Genomic DNA, 18,802 nt, shown 5'->3' with positions numbered 1-18,802 from the left:
GAGAGAGTATGTCTACCATTACGGCCGCCGGTGCCGGCTCCGGACTCGATCTGGAGTCAGTGATTACTGCCAGTGTCGATGCCAAAAAGGCACAACTGATGCAGCCCATCACCACCAAGAAGACCAACACTCAAATCACTCTCTCCGGTGTGGGGCAGTTGAAGTCTGCCATCGCCTCGTTCGTGACTACTCTGAAGGCCATGGCGAAGGATGATGCGTTCAACAAACGCTCCATCAACATTACCCAGGACAAGGACAAACCCGTGCTCAAGGTGGAGAGCAAGGCGGGGGCCTCCAACGGTCAATATGACATCAGCGTCGAACAATTGGCGAAGACCAGTAAATTTGACGGTACCTTCGACTCGTCGACGACCCCCCTCATCACCCAGGACGGGAAACTGACGTTCAAGGCTGGCGACAAGACCTTCGATGTGGATGTCAAGGCGGGGGATTCGCTGCAGTCCATTCGTAAACGGATCAACAATGACGCTGACAACTTCGGTCTGAGCGTCAACATCATGAATACCTCAGATGGCAAATCCAAGCTGATGATCGACTCAGGGGTCAGCGGCGACGGCAAGGATCTGCAGATCACCGGCAGTACCACTGAGTTGACCGACAACCTGGTGTCCAAATTGACCAAGAGCCAGAGCGCTCAGGATGCCAAGATCACGGTGGATGGCAGCACTCTGACCAGCGCGACCAATACCTTCGATGGCACCATAGTCGGGCTCAAACTGACCGTGCTCAGAGAGTCGGATAGCACGACCACGACTGATACCAATGGCAATCCGGTCAAGACCTACAGCTCGAACAAGGTCGATGTGACCACCGACAAGGCCGGCATCAAGGACATGGTCAAGAGCTTTGTCGACGGCTACAACGCGCTGGTGAAGAAGAGCAATGAGCTTGGCAAGCGCAACTCGATCGTGGCAGGGAAGAGCCAGAATGATGGCGGTGCATTGGCAGGCGATGCGACGACGCGTGCCGTGGTCAACATGATGAACGGCCTCATCACCGAGCCCTCTCAAAAATCCTCTACCTATTCAACGATTTTCCAGATGGGTATCAAGATGGACAACAAGGGGGTATTGTCCATCGACGATACCAAGTTCAGCGAGGCCATCGACAAGAACTTTGATCAGGTGGTTGCCGTATTTGGCGGCAAGGATGGGGTTGCAGGCAAGCTGGCCAGTCAGCTGGAAACCTACTCCAAAACCGGTGGCCTGCTGGCCAAGCGGGAAGATTCGCTCAATTCCGATCTGCGCGAGGTAAGCCGAAAGGAGTCGGATGTTACCGCCCAGCTGACCAAGTATCAGGAGACCTTGCGGGCTCGTTATGGCAGCCTGGACAGCATGCTGGCCAAGATGAACAAGTCGGCCTCTTATCTGAATCTGCTCAATACCAAAACGAATTAATACGTAGTCAGGAGCCGTGCCTCTTATGTATCGGAAAAATATCAAGGCTTACACCACCCAGAATCTGCAGTCCGAGCTGGCGGTGGCGGATCCCTACCGGGTGATCCAGCTGTTGATGCAAGGCTGCCTCGAGCGACTTGCCCAGGCCCGTGGGGCCATTGAACGTCGTGATTTCGAAGGCAAGTCCCAGTCCATCTCCAAGACCATGGCCATTATCAACGGTTTGCAGGACTCACTGGATCTCTCCTATGGCAAGGTGCCGGAAGATCTGTTTGCGCTCTACGACTACATGAAGGTACGCATGATGGATGCCAGTCGTGACATGGACATGGCCGCCATCGACGAGGTGATGAACCTGATGCTGACGGTCAAGAGTGGCTGGGATGCGATTCCGGTCGAAGAGCGCGACAAGGCCATTGCCCAGCAAAAAGCGGGTCGTGCGGAATGAATGATGCCAAGCTGTCCGGCTTGATGAACCACGGCAGCCGCTTGCGGTTGCTGTTGGAGCAAAATGAGCTGGCGGCAGCGGAGGTGCAAATGGAGCACTATCTCGCTGCCCTGAACGAGGTTTTCGAGCATATCCCCGCTGACAGTCATCTCAGTGCAGAGCAGCAGCAAGCCCTGTCTCAGTTTCAAATGATCCATGCGCTGATAACGAATGCGAGACACCTGGCAGAGGATGAATTGCGCCAATTTTCCAAGGCTGGTCGTGTGGCGGGCCTTTACAAGATGAATGCGGGTTGAGTACCGAATGGATTTTAACAAGAACATCAAAGATGCCGAGCATGAGCTCTCCCGTCTAGCCAGACAGAAAGAGCAGGAAGCCGCCATGCTGGCGGTGCTGCCCGTTCGCCATGAACTCAATATGGCTGCCTTTGAAAAATATATGCCCGGAATACATGCATTTTTCAAAGAGTATCAGCCGGTCAGACCCTTCCGCTTTTTCTGCAATGAGAACGGCGTTCCAAATATTCTTTGGCTGGATGATGGCGTCTCCCTCTATGGCGATGATCCTTTTGCCGAAGCACAGGCCCAGATTGCCGAGGTAATTGATCAGAGCGTATTGCAATGTATCGACTTTGTGCCTCAGTGGTATCTGGAAGGGCAAATTCATATCGCCTACAACAATGCCATCTCCAAACTCAAGGAAAACGTGTCGCTGGAAGGCTTGCCGCTTAGCAAGGCGCTGGATGCCGATATTCCCTTGTCCTTCATGTACGGGATCGGATTGGGTTATCAGCTGGGCTACCTGTATGAGCGGTGCCGAGTTCGGAATCTGTTTGCCTTCGAGCCCGATCTCGATATGTTCTATGCCTCGCTCTATTGTTTCGATTGGCACAAGTTGCTCGAATACATGGATCAGGAGTCGCTGAGCCTGCACCTGTTCATCGGTGTCGATGAACAGCTGCTGGTCGCCGACATGATGGAGGCGCTGCATCGCAAAGGGGCATTCTGGTCGGCGAGCTATTTCTCGTTTTGTCATTACCACTCACCCAAGCTGCATGCCTTGATCGACAAGGCCGAGGGCGAGTTGTATCTGCTCAAGACGGGCTGGGGCTTTTTCGATGACAATATTTATGCGCTGGCTCACAGTCACACCCATCTGCAGGATGGCACGCCTTTCCTGAAGCGAGAGCGGGATACCTCACTGGTCGAGCAGGTACCGATATTCGTGGTCGGCAATGGTCCGTCGCTGGATCAGAGCATCGACTTCATCCGGCAGCATCAACGGCAAGCCATCATCATTGCCTGTGGCACGGCCGTCAGTGCGCTGCACAAGGCGGGCATCAAGCCGGACATCTACGTGGCGGTGGAGCGCACCAAGAGCTCGGCGGATTTCCTGCGCATCCTCAATGCGGACGACTTCCTCAAGGATGCGGTCTTCCTCAGCGTCGACGTGATCCACCCCGAGTGCAAGACCTTCTTCCGCAAGACGGGGCTGACCTTCAAGCCCAACGAGCCCATGTTCGCCATGCTGGTCAGCCGATTTGGTCAGGCGTTCGAGTATGAATCCATTGAATTCTCCAACCCCTTCGTTGGCAACACCGGCCTCAATTATGCGGCGTTGCTCGGGTTCAAACAGGTATACCTGTTCGGAATAGACAATGGCTACAAATACGCAGACAAGCATCACTCCACTCTGAGTCTCTATTACAACGAGAAGAGAGAAGCCAAGTACAACGAGAATCTGAAAGATACTTTCCCGGCACCGGGCAATTTTGGCGGGGAAGTGCGGATCAATCATCTGTTTGGTCTGGCAATCCATAACATGACGCGTGTGCTGACAAGCCATCCGGATATGCGCTGTCTGAATTGCAGTGATGGGGCCTATATTGAAGGCGCCATCCCTCAAGGGGTCGACGCCTTGTACATCAGCAGCCCGGAGCTGGACAAGATCGCCTTGCTTGATGAGCTGATGGCGCGCAGCTTCCAGCCGTTCGACATGGCCAGCGTGGATTTTACTGCCGCGCTCAATGTGACGCTGTTTGACGATCTGCTGGAGAAGTTGCGTATCGACTGGCAGACGGTCAAATACGAGCACAATGACATACTGGCCATGATGCAGCGTCACCACGACTATCTGCTCTATTTGCTGATGAGCCGTGATTGCCATCTCTACCGTGTCTTGATCGGCTCGATGAACTATTTCTACGCCAACATCATCGGCTTGATGATGACCCTGATTGACGCAACGCCTGACAAGTTCGAAGCCAAGGTGAAAGAGGCCGAGGTGATACTCGAGCGGTTCTTCGACGATGCGAAGCCGATTTATGCCGATGCCTTCCAGCGACACGATTCCGTCTACTTCACCGGACTGGATATCTTCAAGAAGAAGTGACGGCTATCTCTCGTCACGTCTTTGCCAAATAAAAAAACGCCGGCCAATGCCGGTGTTTTTTTATTGTACAAGTGACCAGCTGCTGGCTTTACAGGCGCGGTTACTGTACGCCTGCGATGGCCCGGCATATCTGCTCCACCGCATTGAGTGCTCTTGGGGTGAAACGGTGCAGTTCGTCCGAGTTGATGAGGTGCAGGCGCTGATGGCGGACGGCGTCCAGATTGGGCCACTGTTGCCAGTGGCGCAGGGCGTCAGCGTCTTGACTCCCTGCCAGGATCAGCGCCGGATTGGCCTTGATCACCTGCTCCAGGTTGACCTGGGGATAGGGCGTGCGGGCCGCTGCCATCAAGTTTTCCCCACCGCACAGCTTGATGGCCTGGGCGGGCCAGGCGTTGCCGCTAACGCTGGTGAGCGGTGGATACCAGAGCTGGTAGAACACCTTGATATGCTTGGGTTTGCCGTAGAGCTGCCCAAGTGCGGCCAGGCGGGCGAGATAGGCATCGGCTTCGGCATTGGCGGTTTTTTCCACCCCCAATGTTTTACCCAAAGCCCGCATTTCGGTGGCAAGCGAGGCAAAGTCGGTCGGTTCTGAATAGAACACCGGGATCCCCAGCTGCTCGATGGGGGCCAGCATACGGGATTGGGCGGAGCGCCAGGCGACGATCAGGTCGGGTTTCTGGGCCAGCAGGGCTTCCAGATTGATGCTGCGGTAGTTGGCTACCTGGGGCAGGCGTTTGACCTCGGGCGGAAAATCGGAGGCATCGTCGGTGGCCACGATGCGATCCCCTGCGCCGATGGCAAACAGCAGTTCGGTCAGGTGGGGGGTGAGGCTGACGATGCGTGCAGGCGTGCCAGCCAGCAGGACGGGTGACATGCACAACAGGCAGAGCAGGGTGAGCCATCTAGCCATGCCGGTGCTCCAGCACAGTGAGCAGCAATGCCAGCGCCAGCCAGCCCCAGCTTACTTGCTGCAGACGGTTGAGCAGGCGCAGGGCCGTGCCGGCCTCCGGCTCGGCGGCGGCATCAAACACGGGGAAACGGATCAAGCTGCCCTGATAGTAGCGGGGGCCACCGAGCTTGCAGCCCAGCGAGCCGGAGAGCAGCGCCAGCAGTATTCCCATGGCGGGGTAGGGCCAGAGCATGGCTGTACGCAACCGGCTGGCCAGCTTGCGCAGCTGGGTCAGGCACAAGGGCAGCGCCAGCAACAAGATGGCAGGGGTACACAGGGCCTGGTAGAGCACGGCGGCGGCCCGGCCAAAGTGGGCAAAGGCTGGCAGTTTCGGGCTCCAGCCCTGATTCATCAACTGGGCGAGGCGCCACAGCAGGGCGCCTTGCACACCCGCCAGGGCGAACCCCAGCAGCGGGCCGGCCCACTGCCCTATTAGACGCAGGGCACAGCTTTCGCTGACCGCCTTGGCAAGCCCCATCAGGGAGAGCTTGCCGGTGTCGCGTCTGAGCCAGGGGGCGGCCTGCAACCTGGCCACCACCAAGGTATCCTGGTCTGTTAGCGCGCGAGTGGCACGGGCCAGCTCCCGCAGCGGGCGCGATTCCAGCATCAGCAGCAGAAACAGCAGATCGAACAGCGGCTCCGAGAGCGAGAGGTTGCGCACCGCCCAGAGTCCGGCGGCGCACGGCAGCCAGACAATCAGCATGGCCAGCAGACCGGCCTGCAATTGCTGACCGGGGGCGCCATCGGGGCGACACACCTTGTGACCCAGCCGGGTCAGCAGGGGCACGACGGCGGAGAGCCGATAGTGGGCCGGCCAGGGCACGATGGCCTCCAGCAGGGCGGCCCCGAGCAAGATGGCCGCCGGAGTGGCGGCCATCTGTTCCAGCGTGGTGAGTGGGATCACAGCTTGCCGAGCATCTTGATGATCACCTCGGCGGAGTGCTTGCCGGCCACCTCGATGAAGGCATCGAAGGATTCAACCTGTTCCTTGCCGGCGATGTCGGACATGGCACGCACTACCAGATAGGGCACCTTGAACATGTGGCACACCTGACCGATGGCCGCCCCTTCCATCTCGACCGCCAGCATCTGCGGGAAGTCGGCACGGGCTTTGGCGATGGCGTCCGGCTTGCACATGAACTGATCGCCGGTGCAGATGAGGCCGACCTTGGTCTGATGCTTGCCCTGCTCGGCGATACAAGCCTGGGCGACGGCGATGAGCTGCTCGTCGCAAGGGAAGGCGGCCGGCTGCTGCGCCATCTGGCCCATCTCGTAGCCAAAGGCGGTCACGTCGACATCGTGGAAGCGCATCTCGCTGGCGATCACCACGTCACCGATGTGCAGGTCCTGGGCAAAGCCGCCGGCAGAGCCGGTGTTGATGACGCAGTCGGGGGCGAATTTTTCCAGCAGCAGGCTGGTGGCGACGCTGGCGGCGACTTTACCGATGCCGGAGCGGGTCAGGATCACCTCCTTGCCTGCCAGGGTGCCCTGATAGAACTCGCAGCCGCCCAGTTGCAGGGTGGTCGGGTTGCTCATCTGGCTGCGCAGCAGGGCCACTTCCTGTTCCATGGCGCCGATAATACCTACTTTCATCACTCACCTCGTCTTGATGGCCATGCGGCCGAATAAGTTGTTGTGGATCATAACAAAAGTTGGCGATGGCGCCGAGCATTCCGATGCTGGCGGGTGGGAAGGTCCACTCAAGGGTAGCGTTCGGCCAATCTGGCCAGCTCGCCACTGTCCGCCAACCGTTGCAGGGTGTTGGTAAACAGGGCCAGGCGGGCAGGGGCGGTGCGCTGGTAAAACAGGATGTAGAAAGGGATGGTCTCCATGGCGACGGGAAGGATGCGGATCTGGTCGCTCAGGTGATGGCGCTGCAGAGCGGCTTCGATACCGGGTGAGCGGTAGTAGACGAAGCTCCCTCGTTTTATCACGGTCATCCGCCACCTGGGTGTCTTTTGGGGCTGAGCTGCCGTGCGATAAATCTCGGTGGCATGCAGGACTGCGCTCACGACGACCAGCAGACAGCCAGGCAGAGCCCTCGCACCTTCCAATCATGCCGGCCTGGGGATGATGGAGAGCCTGTCCGCCAACGGAATTATGCTGCCGGCACCGATACATGACGTCACTATGTTGGCCCCATCAACCCAACGCCGTATCCAGGGTCATCATCAGCGCAAACCCGGCCATCAGGCCCAGGGTGGCGTGGGTCTGGTGGCCGTTGCGGTGCGTTTCCGGGATCACCTCGTGGGAGACCACGAACAGCATGGCACCGGCGGCCAGCCCGAGGCCGATGGGATAGGCGATGGCCAGCCCGCTGGAGAGGCCGACGCCGAGCAGGGCCCCGAGTGGCTCAAGCAGACCGCTGCCGATAGCAACCAGCACGGCTTTGCCGGGCCGAAAACCGGCGGCGCACATGGCGAGTGCCACCGCCAGTCCTTCCGGAATGTCTTGCAACGCGATGGCGGTGGTGAGCGGCAGGCCCACCGACATGTCACCCTGCGAGAAACTCACCCCGATGGCCATTCCCTCCGGCAGGTTGTGCAGGGCTATGGCAAACACGAACAACCAGACCCGGGAGCAGCACTCGTGACCGGGGCCGCAGGGGCCTGTCTTGTCGTGTTCATGGGGGGTGAATTGATCGAGCCCCAGCATCAGGAGTACCCCGAGGGTCATGCCGACTACCACCACGGCGGCGGCGAGAAAGCCGTTGCCAGTGATCCCCTCTGCCGCCTCGAGCCCCGGCAGCAGCAGGGAGAAGGCGCTGGCTGCCAGCATCATGCCGGCGGCAAAGCCCAGCATGCTGTCTTCCACCCGTTGTGGAACCGAGCGCAGAAAAAGGGCGGGCAGGGCGCCAAGTGCGGTGGCGGCAAAGCCGGCCAGGCCACCGATAAGGCCGTAGCGAACGCCGGGGCTGATGTCGCCGGCGGCCAGCATCACCAGGCTTTGCAGCAGCAACAGCACGACGGCCGCCAGGGCAACGAACAGGCCGATGGCGATCACCGGGCGTGCCCGCAGCTGCTCACGCAGTTGGGCTGACCAGGTGGCAAGGGGCAGGGTTGACGCGTTATCCATGAAGATCACCTCTTTTGCTTGACGGCAGGAATGGCGCGGCGCCATCCGGGGACGCTTGCATTACAGCGAGCCGGGCCTCACTTGTCCATGCCGGGGCATCGATTGCATTCATCGGCTAACTATTTGAAATGATTTGGTTGTCTTGAATAATTTGTGACGAAGATCTGGTTGTACGGAAAAACAACTTGCTTTGTTGCGGCGAAAGCTGGTGAAGGAGTAGGCAGGTTTGTGGTAAAGTGCCGCCCTCGCGAAACCCACCCTTCCCTTGGTCTTTCGCAACGTCCCATCTCCCGTCAGGAAAGCCCGGGTTACCAGTTCATACGGATGTGATCGCCACTGTGCACCTGCTTGTCAGCAGTCGAGGATCACCAGCCACCATGTTTTACAAAAATCTGTCTATCGGCAAAAAGATTGCCGTGGTCTTTGCGGTCATTGCCGCCGTCAACGTGATATTCGGTATTTTTCTCTCCAGCGAACTGCGCGGCGTGCGCGATCGCGTGTTGAATTTTACCGATTCCACCCTGCCGAGCGTGCTCTCGGTCGAGAACCTGCTCTACGACGTATCCTACGTGCGCCGCGCCCAGTTTGCCCTGCTGATGGTGGATGACGCCACCGATCTGCAGGCGCGTCGCGGCCGGATCCAGGCCAACGTCCAGAAAGTCGAGCAGGCCTTCCGGGGCTATGAGGCCACGGTCGGTGCCGCCCATGAGCGTCAGGTGTTCAACGGCGCCAAGCAGGCGTGGCAACGCTATCTGAACTCGGTCAATCAGGTGGATCAACTGTTGGCACAGGGCCAGTTGGAGCAGGCCAAGGTGCAGCTATTCCAGTCCAACCCCATTTATGGCGAGCTGGAGCAGGCGGTCAACGGCCTGGTGGAGGTGAACCTCGGTTTCGTCAAAGAGAACCGCGGCAGCCTGCTTGACAGCGTCAACATGGTGACCAGTTTTGCCATGGTGAGCATCGGCAGCCTGCTGCTGTTCATGGTGGCCATGACCTGGTTCCTGACCCGCCAGATCTGCCTGCCGCTGCAGGCCGTGGTGGCCCAGGCCAACGCCATCGCCGCTGGCGATCTGACCCATCAGCTGGATCGCCAGCACATCGGTCGTGACGAGCTGGGCATGCTGGCCAAGGCCTCCCTCAAGATGCAGGACAACCTGCGCGGTCTGATTGAAGAGGTTGTGGCGGCCGTGACCCAGCTGGGCGCCGCCATCGAAGAGGTGAGCGCGGTCTCCGAGCAGTCGGCACAGGGGATCCAGAGCCAGTAGCAGGAGATCTCGCTGGTCGCCACCGCCATGGCCCAGATGAAGGCTACCGTGGCCGATGTGGCAGGCAACACCGAGACGGCGTCTGAATCGGCCAGCTCCGCCAATGCTCTGGCGCGCCGCGGCAATCAGGATGTACAGAGCTCGCTGATGGCCATCACCCGGGTTGCCGAGGAGATCGAGCAGGCCGGCACCCTGGTCACCGAGCTGGAGCGCGAATCCGCCCAGATCAACGTGGTGGTGGATGTGATCCGCGGCATCGCCGATCAGACCAATCTGCTGGCGCTCAACGCCGCCATCGAGGCGGCTCGCGCCGGCGAGCAGGGCCGTGGCTTTGCGGTGGTGGCCGATGAGGTGCGTACCTTGGCGGGTCGCACCCAGGCGTCCACCGGCGAGATCGTCGCCATCATCGAAACCCTGCAGGCCCGTGCCAACCAGGCCAAAGAGGTGACCGGTCAGAGCTGCGAGATGATCCGCCAGTGCGTGGAGCAGAGCGAGCAGACCAGCGATGGTATCCAGCAAATCGAGGAGGCGGTCGCCCAGATCGCCGACATGGCCATTCAGATCGCCAGTGCCTGCGGCGAGCAGGACGCGGTCTCCGATGAGCTGGGTCGCAATGTGGAGCGGATCAACGAATCTTCCAACGAGGTTGCCGTTGGGGCCGATCATACCGCTCGCGCTTGCCTGGAACTGAGCCAGCTGGCCGCGGGTCTGCGTCAGACCATAGGCCGCTTCCGCCTGGCGTAATAGCTCTACCGGCACCAGACAGGGTGCCGTGTCATGGCCTGTTGCTGCAGGCAAACAGTCAACCCGGCTTCGGCCGGGTTGACTGTTTTTGTTGCTCCTTCATCTCAAGGCATGAGCACAGGGATGGGTCACGGCTCTAGGCCTGCGGCAGGTATCGAGCATTGACGCCGCACAAGGCGACAGTGACGCTCACGATCTCGCCAGTCGGGACAGCGCTGGCCATGAGGGGGAGAGGAGCGATGGCAATGCGCACTGGCAGGGATTTGCTTGCCAGTGTCGATGGGCTGATGGTCATGAAAAGGTCATAAAAAAACCCGGCCTGAGCCGGGTTTTGATGAGTGCGGGTAGTGCTGGCTTACTTGGCCAGGGATTCCGGCAGCTCTTCGCGGATCTTGCCCAGCATCTCTTTCAGCACGCGCGGGTTGGCCACGACGATGTTGCCGGAGTTCTCGTAGTTGTGACCACCGACGAAGTCGGTGACGATGGCGCCGGCCTCTTTGGCCAGCAGCTCACCGGCAGCGGTGTCCCAGGGCTTGAGGCCGATTTCCCAGAAACCGTCGACGCGACCGGCAGCCACATAGGCCAGATCCAGCGCAGCGGAGCCGGCACGACGGATGTCGGCACACTCGATGAACATGCTCTGGAACATCTTCAGGTACGGCTCTATATGGTGCTTCTGCTTGAACGGGAAACCGGTGGCCAGGATGGTGCCGGCCAGCTCTTTGGCCTTGCCGACACGGATGCGGTAGCCGTTCAGCTGGGCGCCGCTGCCACGGGTGGCAGTGAACAGCTCGTCACGGATCGGATCGTAGATCACGGCCTGTTCGGTTTTGCCCTTGACGCGCAGGGCGATGGAGACGGCAAAGTGCGGAATGCCTTTGACCAGGTTGGTCGTGCCATCCAGTGGGTCAATGATCCATTGGTAGTCCGGATTGGTACCGGCAATCTCACCAGACTCTTCAGCCACGATGCTGTGTTCCGGGTAAGATTTTTTGATGGTGTGAATGATGGCCGCTTCGGCTTCACGGTCAACGTTGGTCACGAAGTCATTGCTGCCCTTCTGGATAACCTCGATGTTCTCGGGTTGAGAAAAGGCTTTTACTACTACTTGACCGGCGTTGCGCGCAGCGCGCACGGCGATATTCAGCATCGGATGCATAGGTTCACCACTGGATGTTAAAGAACGGGGGAATAAAAGGACGCGGTATCATACCAGTCTTTTCGACAATGGCAACTGTTATACGTTATCGCTCCGGCCTTGGCGACTGCCAGATCTGACGGCTCCAATATAGGCTCTTTTTGGTCTAGTCTTATGGGCAGCAGCCGAATAACAGGCTGCCTTGAGCATAGGGACGTGGATCATGAATTTGTCATTAGTGAGTCAAAAACCGTCGGCAACCTCCACCCAGGGTTTGCTGGCCGCCTTGCGGAACTCGACCGGATACGGCGACTACTTCAACGAGCTAACCATTACCCAGCCATCCCACTGGCAACCCGGCAAGGAAGAGGCAGCCATCTTGCTGCTGGACGGGGATGCGGCCTGGCCCGAGTTTGCCTGGCAGCGCAACAGCGACACCTTCGGGTTGCCGGTGTTGCCGCTGCTGATGCGCAAGGGAGACGGTACTCTCACCATCCAGGGGCCGGATGTGCGGGACCCGCGCTTCTATTTCGTCTCCAACGGCATCGTGCTGGAAGAGTCTGAACTTGCCGACCCTGCCTGCAGCAGGGTGCTGTTGAACAAGCTGGAGTCCTACTTCCCGCTGCTTTCCCGTCTCATTCTGCTGCGCCAGCGTCAACCCATGGGGCTGTGCAACTAGGCTCTTCCTTCCCTGCGCCGGGCTGTTCAAGCGGCACAATATTTGTCATAACTGACCGGTATTGTGCCGCTTCGTCATGTTCAGGCCAGGGGATGTCCATATGTTGTCCATCCCGCTGCGTTTCTCTGGCCGACATGGGCGAGGCCCTATCAGTCCTGCGCCAATGTGTGAATCACAAGGAGTCCATGATGATCGATTTTTATACCGCCGCCACGCCCAACGGTTTCAAGGTGGCGATTGCCCTTGAAGAGCTGGGCTTGCCCTACCGTGTCATTGCGCTCGATCTGTCGGCGCTGGATCAGAAGAAACCCGAGTTTCTGGCCATCAACCCCAACGGCCGCATTCCAGCCATCGTCGATCGGGACAACGGGGACTTCGCGGTGTTCGAGTCGGGTGCCATTCTTCTCTATCTGGCCGAGAAGGCGGGCAAGCTGCTGCCAGTGGATCCCAAGCGCCGCTCCCAGGCCATTCAGTGGTTGATGTTCCAGATGGGTGGAGTCGGGCCCATGATGGGGCAGGCCAACGTCTTCTATCGCTACTTCCCGGAGAAGATCCCGGCCGCCATCAAACGCTATCAGAAAGAGGGGCGCCGCCTGTTTGAGGTGCTCGACAGCCATCTGGCCCAGCACGAGTATCTGGCCGACGAGTACAGTATCGCCGACATCGCCACCTGGCCCTGGGTGCGTATCTATGACTGGAGCGGTATCTCCATCGAGGGGCTGCCCCATCTGCAGGCCTGGATGGACCGGATGGCTGACAAGCCGGCCTGCCAGAAGGGGATCTCCATACCGCCGCGTAACGAGAAGCCGGAAGATCTGGTCAAGCAGGCCCAGCAGATGGTAACGCGTTGATTCTTATCGTTGACGGGGCCTAAAACCCCGTCACATTAGAAAAACTAAGGAAAGCTGATTATAAAGATTCGTTCGTTTTTCGTGATCTGAATCACTAAGATGACGGCAAGCCATGGGAGTGCCCTGCTCCCGGCCGGTGCGGGTTCTCCGCCTTGAGTTTTCACCTTTGATTGACCCTGTTTGTTGGATCCCCTCTGCGGTTTTCTGCCAGAGGCGGGCAGCTTTTCGATGATTTTTCGGGACTGAGATATGTATCGGCACAGTTTTTATCCGCTGTTTTTTCTGACCATTCTGATGGTCGCTGTGGGCCAGATGACCCAGACCCTCTACGTGCCCTCCATTCCCATGATGGCGGGGGACTTCAACGTGGCCTCCGGCCAGCTGCAGGCGGTGATGGCCTGCTACCTGATCCCGTACGGCCTCTCCCAGTTTGTCTACGGCCCCTTGTCGGATCGTATCGGCCGTCGCCCCATCATCATCATCGGCATGATGGTGTTCCTGGTGGGTACCCTGACCATTCAACTGATCCCGAGCTTCATGGCGCTGCTGGTGGGCAGCTTCATCCAGGGGCTGGGGACCGGGGCTGGCGGCGCCATGAGCCGTACCCTGATGCGTGACCGCTACACTGGCGCCGAGCTCAACCGCGCCAACAGCCTGGTGAGCATGGGGGTGATCTTCTCCCCGTTGCTGGCCCCCGTGCTGGGCGGCTGGCTGACCGAGCTGTTCAACTGGCGCGCGGGCTACTGGTTCCTGTTCGGCTTTGGCGCCGTGGCGACTCTGGCCATACTGGCCTGGTTCGTCGAAACCTTGCCGGAAGAGGCCCGTCAGCAGCCGCTGCGAGTCGGTGCTGCCTATCGCCACGTGCTCGGCAACCCGCGTTTTCAGGGCAACCTGCTCTGCCTGATGGCGACCTTCGCCGGTCTGGCGGTGTTTGAAGCGGCCGCCGGCGTGCTGCTGGGCGACGTGCTCAAGCTGAGTGCCCGTACCGTCAGTGTGCTGTTCGTACTGCCGCTGCCCGGCTATCTGTTCGGTGCCTGGCTCTCCGCCAAGCTGAGCTTTCGCCTGAGCCAGGGCAAGCTGATGCGCCTTGGCATCGCCTTCCTGGCGCTGGGGTCGCTCATCATCCTGCTGCCCGGTCTGTTCGGGATAGTGAGTGCCGCTTCCCTGGTGGGTGGGGCCGCCGTCTACTTCATCGGCAGCGGTATTCTCTATCCGACCGCCACCTCCTGCGCCATCGAGCCCTTTCCGGGCCAGGCGGGCACCGCCGGTGCCATCCTCGGCGGCATGCAGAACCTGGGGGCCGGCATCGTGACCCTGCTGGCGGCCTGCTTCCCGATGGAGGGGCAGGTGACCCTGGGCGCCATCATGACACTGATGGTGCTGATCGTGGCGCTGAGCTTCCTCTGGTTGCGTCACCACGGTTCGCCCCACGAGCAGATGGCCGTGTGAGCCGGATGATGTGAAAAGACCCGCCTGAGTTGGCGGGTTTTTTATGGCCCGCCGCTGGGGGCTGATATGCCGGATGACTGAAACTGCTGGGGGAGGGGACTGCCGCGCAGGCAAAGAAAAAGCCCGTCACGCTGGTGACGGGCTTTTTGCTGTTGGTACCCCGGAGATGCCGTTGCCGGTTTGGGCCCTTGAACCGTCGGTTCAAGGCGGGGATCGGATCTGACCGCAGGCTTCTCAGTCGTGCCGAGCATGCGCAATAGCCAGAAGGCAGATCCCCTGTTTGGTATGAATATCGGCTCGGGGACTTGAACCGGCTGACAAACACCCCAGGGAATTTCAAAAACGTTGCGAGTTAGGGTTGTACGCCTTCGTCGCTGGATTCGCCATATTGTCCGTGCTCGATCAAGGCCGCTTCGATGGTGCGTTGCAGCATCTTGATCCGCTTGTCCATGGTCTCAGAGTATTGGTGATTCTTGTCTTTTTCAAGACAGAGCTCATGGCAGAAATTGAGTGCTGCCATCACCGCCAGCTGTTCATTGCTGGAGACCTTGGAGCGTTGACGCAGCTCGATGAGTTTATCAGTCAGCTGGTCGGCGGCCTGGCGCAGGGCATCCTGCTGTCCCAGGGGACAGGATACCTTGTAGGGACGTCCCAAAATGACGATTTCTACGGCCTCTGTGCTCATGCCTTCCTCAATACGGCGGAGTGTCATTCCGCCTTTATCCACGTGGACAACTGGGCGGGACTATATAGCGCAGATGCAGAAGTTTCAAGGCCTTGCTGGCTCTGGAAGGGGGAGAATGCTAGGATCCTGACCATTAATTCTGCATATTTGCCTGAACTTTGAGCGGATCTTCGATGAGCAAAACGAACCCCCTGAAATACGCGGCCGTGGCCGACCTGATGGAACAGCACGAGCTGATGGCAACGGCTGTAGAGGCCCATGGCGTGATCTGCGGTCTGGTGTGCGGTGGTGTGGCCCTGGACGACAAGAGCTGGCTGCCCCATTTCAACGATCTGGTCAACGACGGTTTCGGTTTGCCGGCCCCGGTACGCCAGGTGATGACCGATCTTTATCACCAGGTGATCGAGAGCCTGATGGCCCAGAAAGGGGTCGAGCTGCTGTTGCCAAGCGACGAAGCGCCCCTCGACGAGCGCATCGATTCGCTGGTGGACTGGTCCCAGGCCTTTCTGGCCGGTTTCGGCGTGGTGCAGCAGGAGCTCTCCAAGGCCTCCGAAGAGCTGCAGGAGATGATCCAGGACATCGCCAGCATCACCCAGGTCTCCGCCGAGTTCGATCAGGAAGATGAAGAGAACGAAGCTTCCTTCCTGGTGCTCTACGAACACGTGCGCCTCGGGGTCATGATGGCGTTCGAGGAGTTTGGCAAGCGGCCGGATGCCCCGAGCACCCCACCGACCCTGCACTGAGTCGAGCAAGTCCGAAAAAGAGCGCCTGGTGGCGCTCTTTTTACATCTGGATGTTGCCCGCGCCGGCCGGCCGTGATGAGGCAAGTAACGACAGGGACTGCGCTTTTTTGCCCGTGGCTTCGCATCCCGACCCCACGCTTTGTGTTAGCATGACCCCACGTTTTCAGCTTTTCCCCTGATCTCATGTCTCAATCTGATCTGAACCACGTCGATGTGGCCATCGTCGGTGGTGGAATGAGCGGCGCCGTGCTGGCGCTCTCCCTCGCGGCCCTGCCAGGGCCCAAGCCTCTGCAGATCCTGCTGCTGGAGGCGAGCGCCCCCGAGCTCAATGCACACCCCGGCTTCGATGCCCGCGCCATCGCGCTCTCCGCCGGTACCTGCGAGGCGCTGGCCCGGCACGGGCTCTGGCCCCGTTTTGCCCCCCATTGCAGCCCCATCACCCGCATTCATGTGTCGGATCGGGGCCACTTCGGCCAGGCCGGATTGACGGCCGCCGAGTATGGCCTGTCTGCCCTCGGCCAGGTGATCGAGCTGTCGGCGGCGGGCATCGAGTTGCAACAGGCGATCGCCGCCTGCCCGCAGATCCGCATGCTGTGCCCGGCCCAGCTTGAACGGGTGGAGCCGCTGACGGAGGGGGTGAACCTGACCCTGGCGGACGGCGAGCGTTATCAGACCCGCCTGCTGGTGGCGGCCGATGGCGGCAACTCCTTCGTGCGTCAGCAGTGCAAGCTGGCAGTGAGCCGTCACGACTACGGCCAGAGCGCCATCATCGCCACCGTCAAGACGGCCGAGGGTCCGGCCGGCCAGGCATTCGAGCGTTTCACCCAAGGGGGGCCGCTGGCGTTGCTGCCGATGCAGGGGGGGCTCTCCTCCCTGGTCTGGAGCGTGGCGCGGGATGAGGCGCCGGCCTTGATGGCGCTCGATGACGCCGCCTTTCTGGCCCGCCTGCAGCAGGCCTTCGGCTGGCGCCTCGGTCGCTTCCTGCAAACCGGCCAGCGCCACGTCTATCCGCTGGTGCTGACGGTGGCTGACTACCCGCTGGCCCAGCGCACCGTGCTGGTGGGCAACGCCGCCCATCTGCTGCATCCCATCGCCGGTCAGGGCTTCAACCTCGGCATGCGCGATCTGGACCTGCTCACCCGCGCCGTCGGTCAGGCCCTGGCGGCGGGGGAGGATATCGGCAGCTTCAAGGTGCTAAACGGTTACTGGCAGCAGCGCAAGGAGGATCAGGCGCAGACGGTCTGGCTTACCTCCTCGCTGGCCCAGCTCTTCTCCAATGATCACGACCCTCTGGTGGCGGGCCGCAACCTGGCGCTCTCCCTGATGGGGCGGCTGGCTTGCCTCAAGGCGCCGCTGGCCTCCCGCACCCTGGGCTTTGTTGCCGACCTGTGCCGCCCCTGAGGCGGGTCACAGCTTGCGTATTGAAGGGGTCTGCCTGCGGGCGTGCCCTCGCTGATCCCGGCGATCAGCCCTGAAAGGATATAAATCGATGCAGATGCAAAACGTGGATGTGGTGATTGTGGGGGGCGGCATGGTGGGCCTGGGGCTCGCCGCCGCGCTCAAGGGGAGTGCGCTCAAGGTGGCCGTGGTCGAGGGCCAGCTGCCTGCCCCCGCGCTTGACGAGGCGCCGGACAACCGGGTCAGCGCCCTGAGTCTGGCCAGCCAGCGCATCCTGCAGCAGGTGGGCGCCTGGCGCGGCATTGAGGCCCGCCGCCTGCAGCCCTACGTGCAGATGGAGGTGTGGGAGCAGGACAGCTTTGGTCGGATCGCCTTCGATGCCGCCAGTCTGCGTCAGCCCGAGCTTGGCCACATCGTCGAGAACCGGGTCATCCAGCTGGCGCTGCTGGACGCCATCGAGGGGGCCAACAACATCCAGCTGCTGAGCCCGGCCCGGGCGAGCAGCCTGCAAAGCGGCGAAGCGGGCTCCCTGCTGCAGCTGGAAGATGGCCGCGCACTGTCGGCCAAGCTGGTGGTGGCGGCCGACGGCGCCCACTCCTGGGTGCGTCGGCAGGCCGACATTCCGCTCACCAGTTGGGATTACGGCCATCACGCCCTGGTGGCGACGGTGCGCTGTGCCGAGCCTCATGAAGCGGTGGCGCGCCAGATCTTCACCCCCGAGGGGCCGCTCGCCTTCCTGCCCCTGTGGCAGCCGGATCTCTGCTCCATCGTCTGGTCGCTGCCGGCCGCTCGTGCCGAGGCGCTCTGCCAGTGTGACGACGAGCAGTTCAACCGCCAGCTCACCACCGCGTTCGATGGCCGCCTCGGCCTGTGCCTGGTGGAAGGGGCGCGCAGCGCCATCCCGCTCACCGCCCGCTATGCCCGCGACTTTGCCCGCGAGCGGCTGGTGCTGGTGGGGGATGCCGCCCACACCATACACCCGCTGGCGGGGCAGGGGGTCAACCTGGGGCTGCTGGACGCCGCCGCCCTGGCCGAGCAGATCCTGCGCAATCAGGCGGCGGGCAAGGATATCGGTCTGCTCGCCAACCTGCGCGGCTACGAGCGCTGGCGCAAGAGCGAGGCGGCCAGCATGCTGGCGGCGATGGAGGGGCTCAAGCGGCTGTTTGCCGGTGCCAACCCGCTCAAGAAGCTGGTGCGCGGGGCTGGCCTGTGTGCCTTCGACCTGTTGACGCCGCTCAAGCAAAGCGTGATCCGGGCCGCCATGGGGCTGGAGGGGGAGCTGCCCGCTCTGGCCAAGGGTGAAAAAATCTAATAATACTCGGGTGTTTTCACAACAAAACTAATGTGATGAGGCTGACGACCCTGTTTGGGCATCAGCCTTTAATCTGGGCTGGCGGCGAAACGTTTTTCTCCAAATTGTGACGAAACGGTAAAAATCAAAATTTAATATCGCCATTGCCGGGTTTGGTCTGTTTTTATCACTGCTTTTACCTTAGTGTCTGGAGTCAGTTGACTGGCGGTGGATTAGTTTTTTTTGAGCGGCATGCGCGTCCGCTTGGCATATAATCC

The 18,802-nt window shown here is 60.5% G+C and carries 16 protein-coding genes, 1 other RNA gene and 2 pseudogenes; 11 read left to right on the top strand and 8 right to left on the bottom strand.

Features of this window, described 5'->3' with window-relative positions:
* Nucleotides 1-8 precede the first annotated feature (8 nt).
* Genes fliD through CAK78_RS10980 form a run of 4 tightly spaced genes read left to right on the top strand, consistent with a single transcriptional unit; the run spans nt 9 to nt 4,257 of the window.
* Nucleotides 9-1,418 (top strand): flagellar filament capping protein FliD, encoded by a 1,410-nt coding sequence (gene fliD, locus CAK78_RS10995; RefSeq protein ID WP_094697282.1) that lies wholly within the window; start codon nt 9-11, stop codon nt 1,416-1,418.
* 25 nt (nt 1,419-1,443) lie between these two features.
* Nucleotides 1,444-1,866 (top strand): flagellar export chaperone FliS, encoded by a 423-nt coding sequence (gene fliS / locus CAK78_RS10990; RefSeq protein ID WP_094697281.1) that lies wholly within the window; start codon nt 1,444-1,446, stop codon nt 1,864-1,866.
* On the top strand, nt 1,863-2,162 hold the full coding sequence (locus CAK78_RS10985) for a hypothetical protein (protein WP_094697280.1): 300 nt from the start codon (nt 1,863-1,865) through the stop codon (nt 2,160-2,162). Before fliS ends, CAK78_RS10985 begins: the two co-directional genes overlap by 4 nt.
* Before the next feature lie 7 nt (nt 2,163-2,169).
* Complete coding sequence (locus CAK78_RS10980; protein WP_176452753.1) at nt 2,170-4,257, top strand: motility associated factor glycosyltransferase family protein; 2,088 nt, start codon at nt 2,170-2,172, stop codon at nt 4,255-4,257.
* A 100-nt stretch (nt 4,258-4,357) separates the two neighbouring features.
* Here CAK78_RS10980 and CAK78_RS10975 read toward each other — a convergent pair whose 3' ends face one another.
* From CAK78_RS10975 to CAK78_RS10955, 5 genes and pseudogenes are all read right to left on the bottom strand, one after another.
* Complete coding sequence (locus tag CAK78_RS10975; RefSeq protein WP_094697279.1) at nt 4,358-5,167, bottom strand: cobalamin-binding protein; 810 nt, start codon at nt 5,165-5,167, stop codon at nt 4,358-4,360.
* Entirely contained in the window at nt 5,160-6,110 is a 951-nt protein-coding gene (locus tag CAK78_RS10970) for a cobalamin biosynthesis protein (protein ID WP_176452752.1), read from the bottom strand. The genes CAK78_RS10975 and CAK78_RS10970 overlap by 8 nt, the downstream gene beginning before the upstream one ends.
* Nucleotides 6,107-6,799, bottom strand: a complete 693-nt coding sequence (gene mtnN, locus CAK78_RS10965; protein WP_017765936.1) for a 5'-methylthioadenosine/S-adenosylhomocysteine nucleosidase — start codon at nt 6,797-6,799, stop codon at nt 6,107-6,109. The genes CAK78_RS10970 and mtnN overlap by 4 nt, the downstream gene beginning before the upstream one ends.
* 107 nt (nt 6,800-6,906) lie before the next feature.
* Nucleotides 6,907-7,140 (bottom strand): annotated as a pseudogene (locus tag CAK78_RS10960) (hypothetical protein); the annotation flags it as partial.
* 208 nt (nt 7,141-7,348) lie between these two features.
* A complete protein-coding gene (locus CAK78_RS10955) occupies nt 7,349-8,281 on the bottom strand; it encodes a ZIP family metal transporter (protein ID WP_094697290.1) in 933 nt (310 codons plus the stop codon).
* Between the two features lie 377 nt (nt 8,282-8,658).
* Between CAK78_RS10955 and CAK78_RS10950 the strand changes: the two are divergent.
* Nucleotides 8,659-10,290, top strand: a pseudogene (locus CAK78_RS10950) (methyl-accepting chemotaxis protein).
* Between the two features lie 355 nt (nt 10,291-10,645).
* Here CAK78_RS10950 and suhB read toward each other — a convergent pair.
* Nucleotides 10,646-11,449: an inositol-1-monophosphatase gene (gene suhB, locus CAK78_RS10945; RefSeq protein ID WP_005299686.1), complete on the bottom strand. Its 804-nt coding sequence runs from the start codon at nt 11,447-11,449 to the stop codon at nt 10,646-10,648.
* A 202-nt stretch (nt 11,450-11,651) separates the two neighbouring features.
* On the opposite strand from suhB, the gene CAK78_RS10940 reads away from it, so the two are divergent.
* The 3 genes from CAK78_RS10940 to emrD all read left to right on the top strand — a co-directional run bounded on the left by CAK78_RS10940 (nt 11,652) and on the right by emrD (nt 14,407).
* On the top strand, nt 11,652-12,107 hold the full coding sequence (locus tag CAK78_RS10940; RefSeq protein ID WP_017765933.1) for a hypothetical protein: 456 nt from the start codon (nt 11,652-11,654) through the stop codon (nt 12,105-12,107).
* A 188-nt stretch (nt 12,108-12,295) separates the two neighbouring features.
* Complete coding sequence (locus CAK78_RS10935) at nt 12,296-12,958, top strand: glutathione S-transferase family protein (RefSeq protein WP_094697278.1); 663 nt, start codon at nt 12,296-12,298, stop codon at nt 12,956-12,958.
* A 249-nt stretch (nt 12,959-13,207) separates the two neighbouring features.
* A complete protein-coding gene (emrD, locus tag CAK78_RS10930; protein ID WP_094697277.1) occupies nt 13,208-14,407 on the top strand; it encodes a multidrug efflux MFS transporter EmrD in 1,200 nt (399 codons plus the stop codon).
* A gap of 153 nt (nt 14,408-14,560) precedes the next feature.
* Here emrD and ssrS read toward each other — a convergent pair.
* Together ssrS and zapA are read right to left on the bottom strand one after the other, a co-directional pair.
* Nucleotides 14,561-14,743: non-coding RNA, 6S RNA (ssrS, locus tag CAK78_RS10925), on the bottom strand.
* A gap of 16 nt (nt 14,744-14,759) precedes the next feature.
* A complete protein-coding gene (gene zapA, locus CAK78_RS10920) occupies nt 14,760-15,092 on the bottom strand; it encodes a cell division protein ZapA (RefSeq protein ID WP_005299694.1) in 333 nt (110 codons plus the stop codon).
* A gap of 173 nt (nt 15,093-15,265) precedes the next feature.
* Here zapA and CAK78_RS10915 point away from each other — a divergent pair, with 173 nt between their 5' ends.
* From CAK78_RS10915 to CAK78_RS10905, 3 genes are all read left to right on the top strand, one after another.
* Nucleotides 15,266-15,835 carry a UPF0149 family protein gene (locus CAK78_RS10915; RefSeq protein WP_094697276.1) on the top strand — a complete coding sequence of 190 codons (570 nt, stop codon included), beginning with the start codon at nt 15,266-15,268 and terminating at the stop codon, nt 15,833-15,835.
* 183 nt (nt 15,836-16,018) lie between these two features.
* Complete coding sequence (gene ubiH, locus CAK78_RS10910) at nt 16,019-17,236, top strand: 2-octaprenyl-6-methoxyphenyl hydroxylase (protein WP_094697275.1); 1,218 nt, start codon at nt 16,019-16,021, stop codon at nt 17,234-17,236.
* Nucleotides 17,237-17,324: 88 nt separating this feature from the next.
* Nucleotides 17,325-18,545, top strand: a complete 1,221-nt coding sequence (locus CAK78_RS10905; protein WP_176452751.1) for an FAD-dependent 2-octaprenylphenol hydroxylase — start codon at nt 17,325-17,327, stop codon at nt 18,543-18,545.
* Nucleotides 18,546-18,802: the final 257 nt, after the last annotated feature.

The organism is Aeromonas sp. A35_P (assembly GCF_002259925.1).
Lineage (GTDB): Bacteria > Pseudomonadota > Gammaproteobacteria > Enterobacterales > Aeromonadaceae > Aeromonas > Aeromonas dhakensis.
This window is presented reverse-complemented; position numbering and strand designations above follow the sequence as displayed.

What these genes read in the sequence shown, in the direction of transcription:
- fliD (WP_094697282.1), top strand. Translation starts at nt 9, where the DNA reads ATGTCTACCATTACGGCCGCCGGTGCCGGCTCCGGACTCGATCTGGAG.
- fliS (WP_094697281.1), top strand. Translation starts at nt 1,444, where the DNA reads ATGTATCGGAAAAATATCAAGGCTTACACCACCCAGAATCTGCAGTCC.
- CAK78_RS10985 (WP_094697280.1), top strand. Translation starts at nt 1,863, where the DNA reads ATGAATGATGCCAAGCTGTCCGGCTTGATGAACCACGGCAGCCGCTTG.
- CAK78_RS10980 (WP_176452753.1), top strand. Translation starts at nt 2,170, where the DNA reads ATGGATTTTAACAAGAACATCAAAGATGCCGAGCATGAGCTCTCCCGT.
- CAK78_RS10975 (WP_094697279.1), bottom strand. Translation starts at nt 5,167, where the DNA reads ATGGCTAGATGGCTCACCCTGCTCTGCCTGTTGTGCATGTCACCCGTC.
- mtnN (WP_017765936.1), bottom strand. Translation starts at nt 6,799, where the DNA reads ATGAAAGTAGGTATTATCGGCGCCATGGAACAGGAAGTGGCCCTGCTG.
- CAK78_RS10955 (WP_094697290.1), bottom strand. Translation starts at nt 8,281, where the DNA reads ATGGATAACGCGTCAACCCTGCCCCTTGCCACCTGGTCAGCCCAACTG.
- suhB (WP_005299686.1), bottom strand. Translation starts at nt 11,449, where the DNA reads ATGCATCCGATGCTGAATATCGCCGTGCGCGCTGCGCGCAACGCCGGT.
- CAK78_RS10940 (WP_017765933.1), top strand. Translation starts at nt 11,652, where the DNA reads ATGAATTTGTCATTAGTGAGTCAAAAACCGTCGGCAACCTCCACCCAG.
- CAK78_RS10935 (WP_094697278.1), top strand. Translation starts at nt 12,296, where the DNA reads ATGATCGATTTTTATACCGCCGCCACGCCCAACGGTTTCAAGGTGGCG.
- emrD (WP_094697277.1), top strand. Translation starts at nt 13,208, where the DNA reads ATGTATCGGCACAGTTTTTATCCGCTGTTTTTTCTGACCATTCTGATG.
- zapA (WP_005299694.1), bottom strand. Translation starts at nt 15,092, where the DNA reads ATGAGCACAGAGGCCGTAGAAATCGTCATTTTGGGACGTCCCTACAAG.
- CAK78_RS10915 (WP_094697276.1), top strand. Translation starts at nt 15,266, where the DNA reads ATGAGCAAAACGAACCCCCTGAAATACGCGGCCGTGGCCGACCTGATG.
- ubiH (WP_094697275.1), top strand. Translation starts at nt 16,019, where the DNA reads ATGTCTCAATCTGATCTGAACCACGTCGATGTGGCCATCGTCGGTGGT.
- CAK78_RS10905 (WP_176452751.1), top strand. Translation starts at nt 17,325, where the DNA reads ATGCAGATGCAAAACGTGGATGTGGTGATTGTGGGGGGCGGCATGGTG.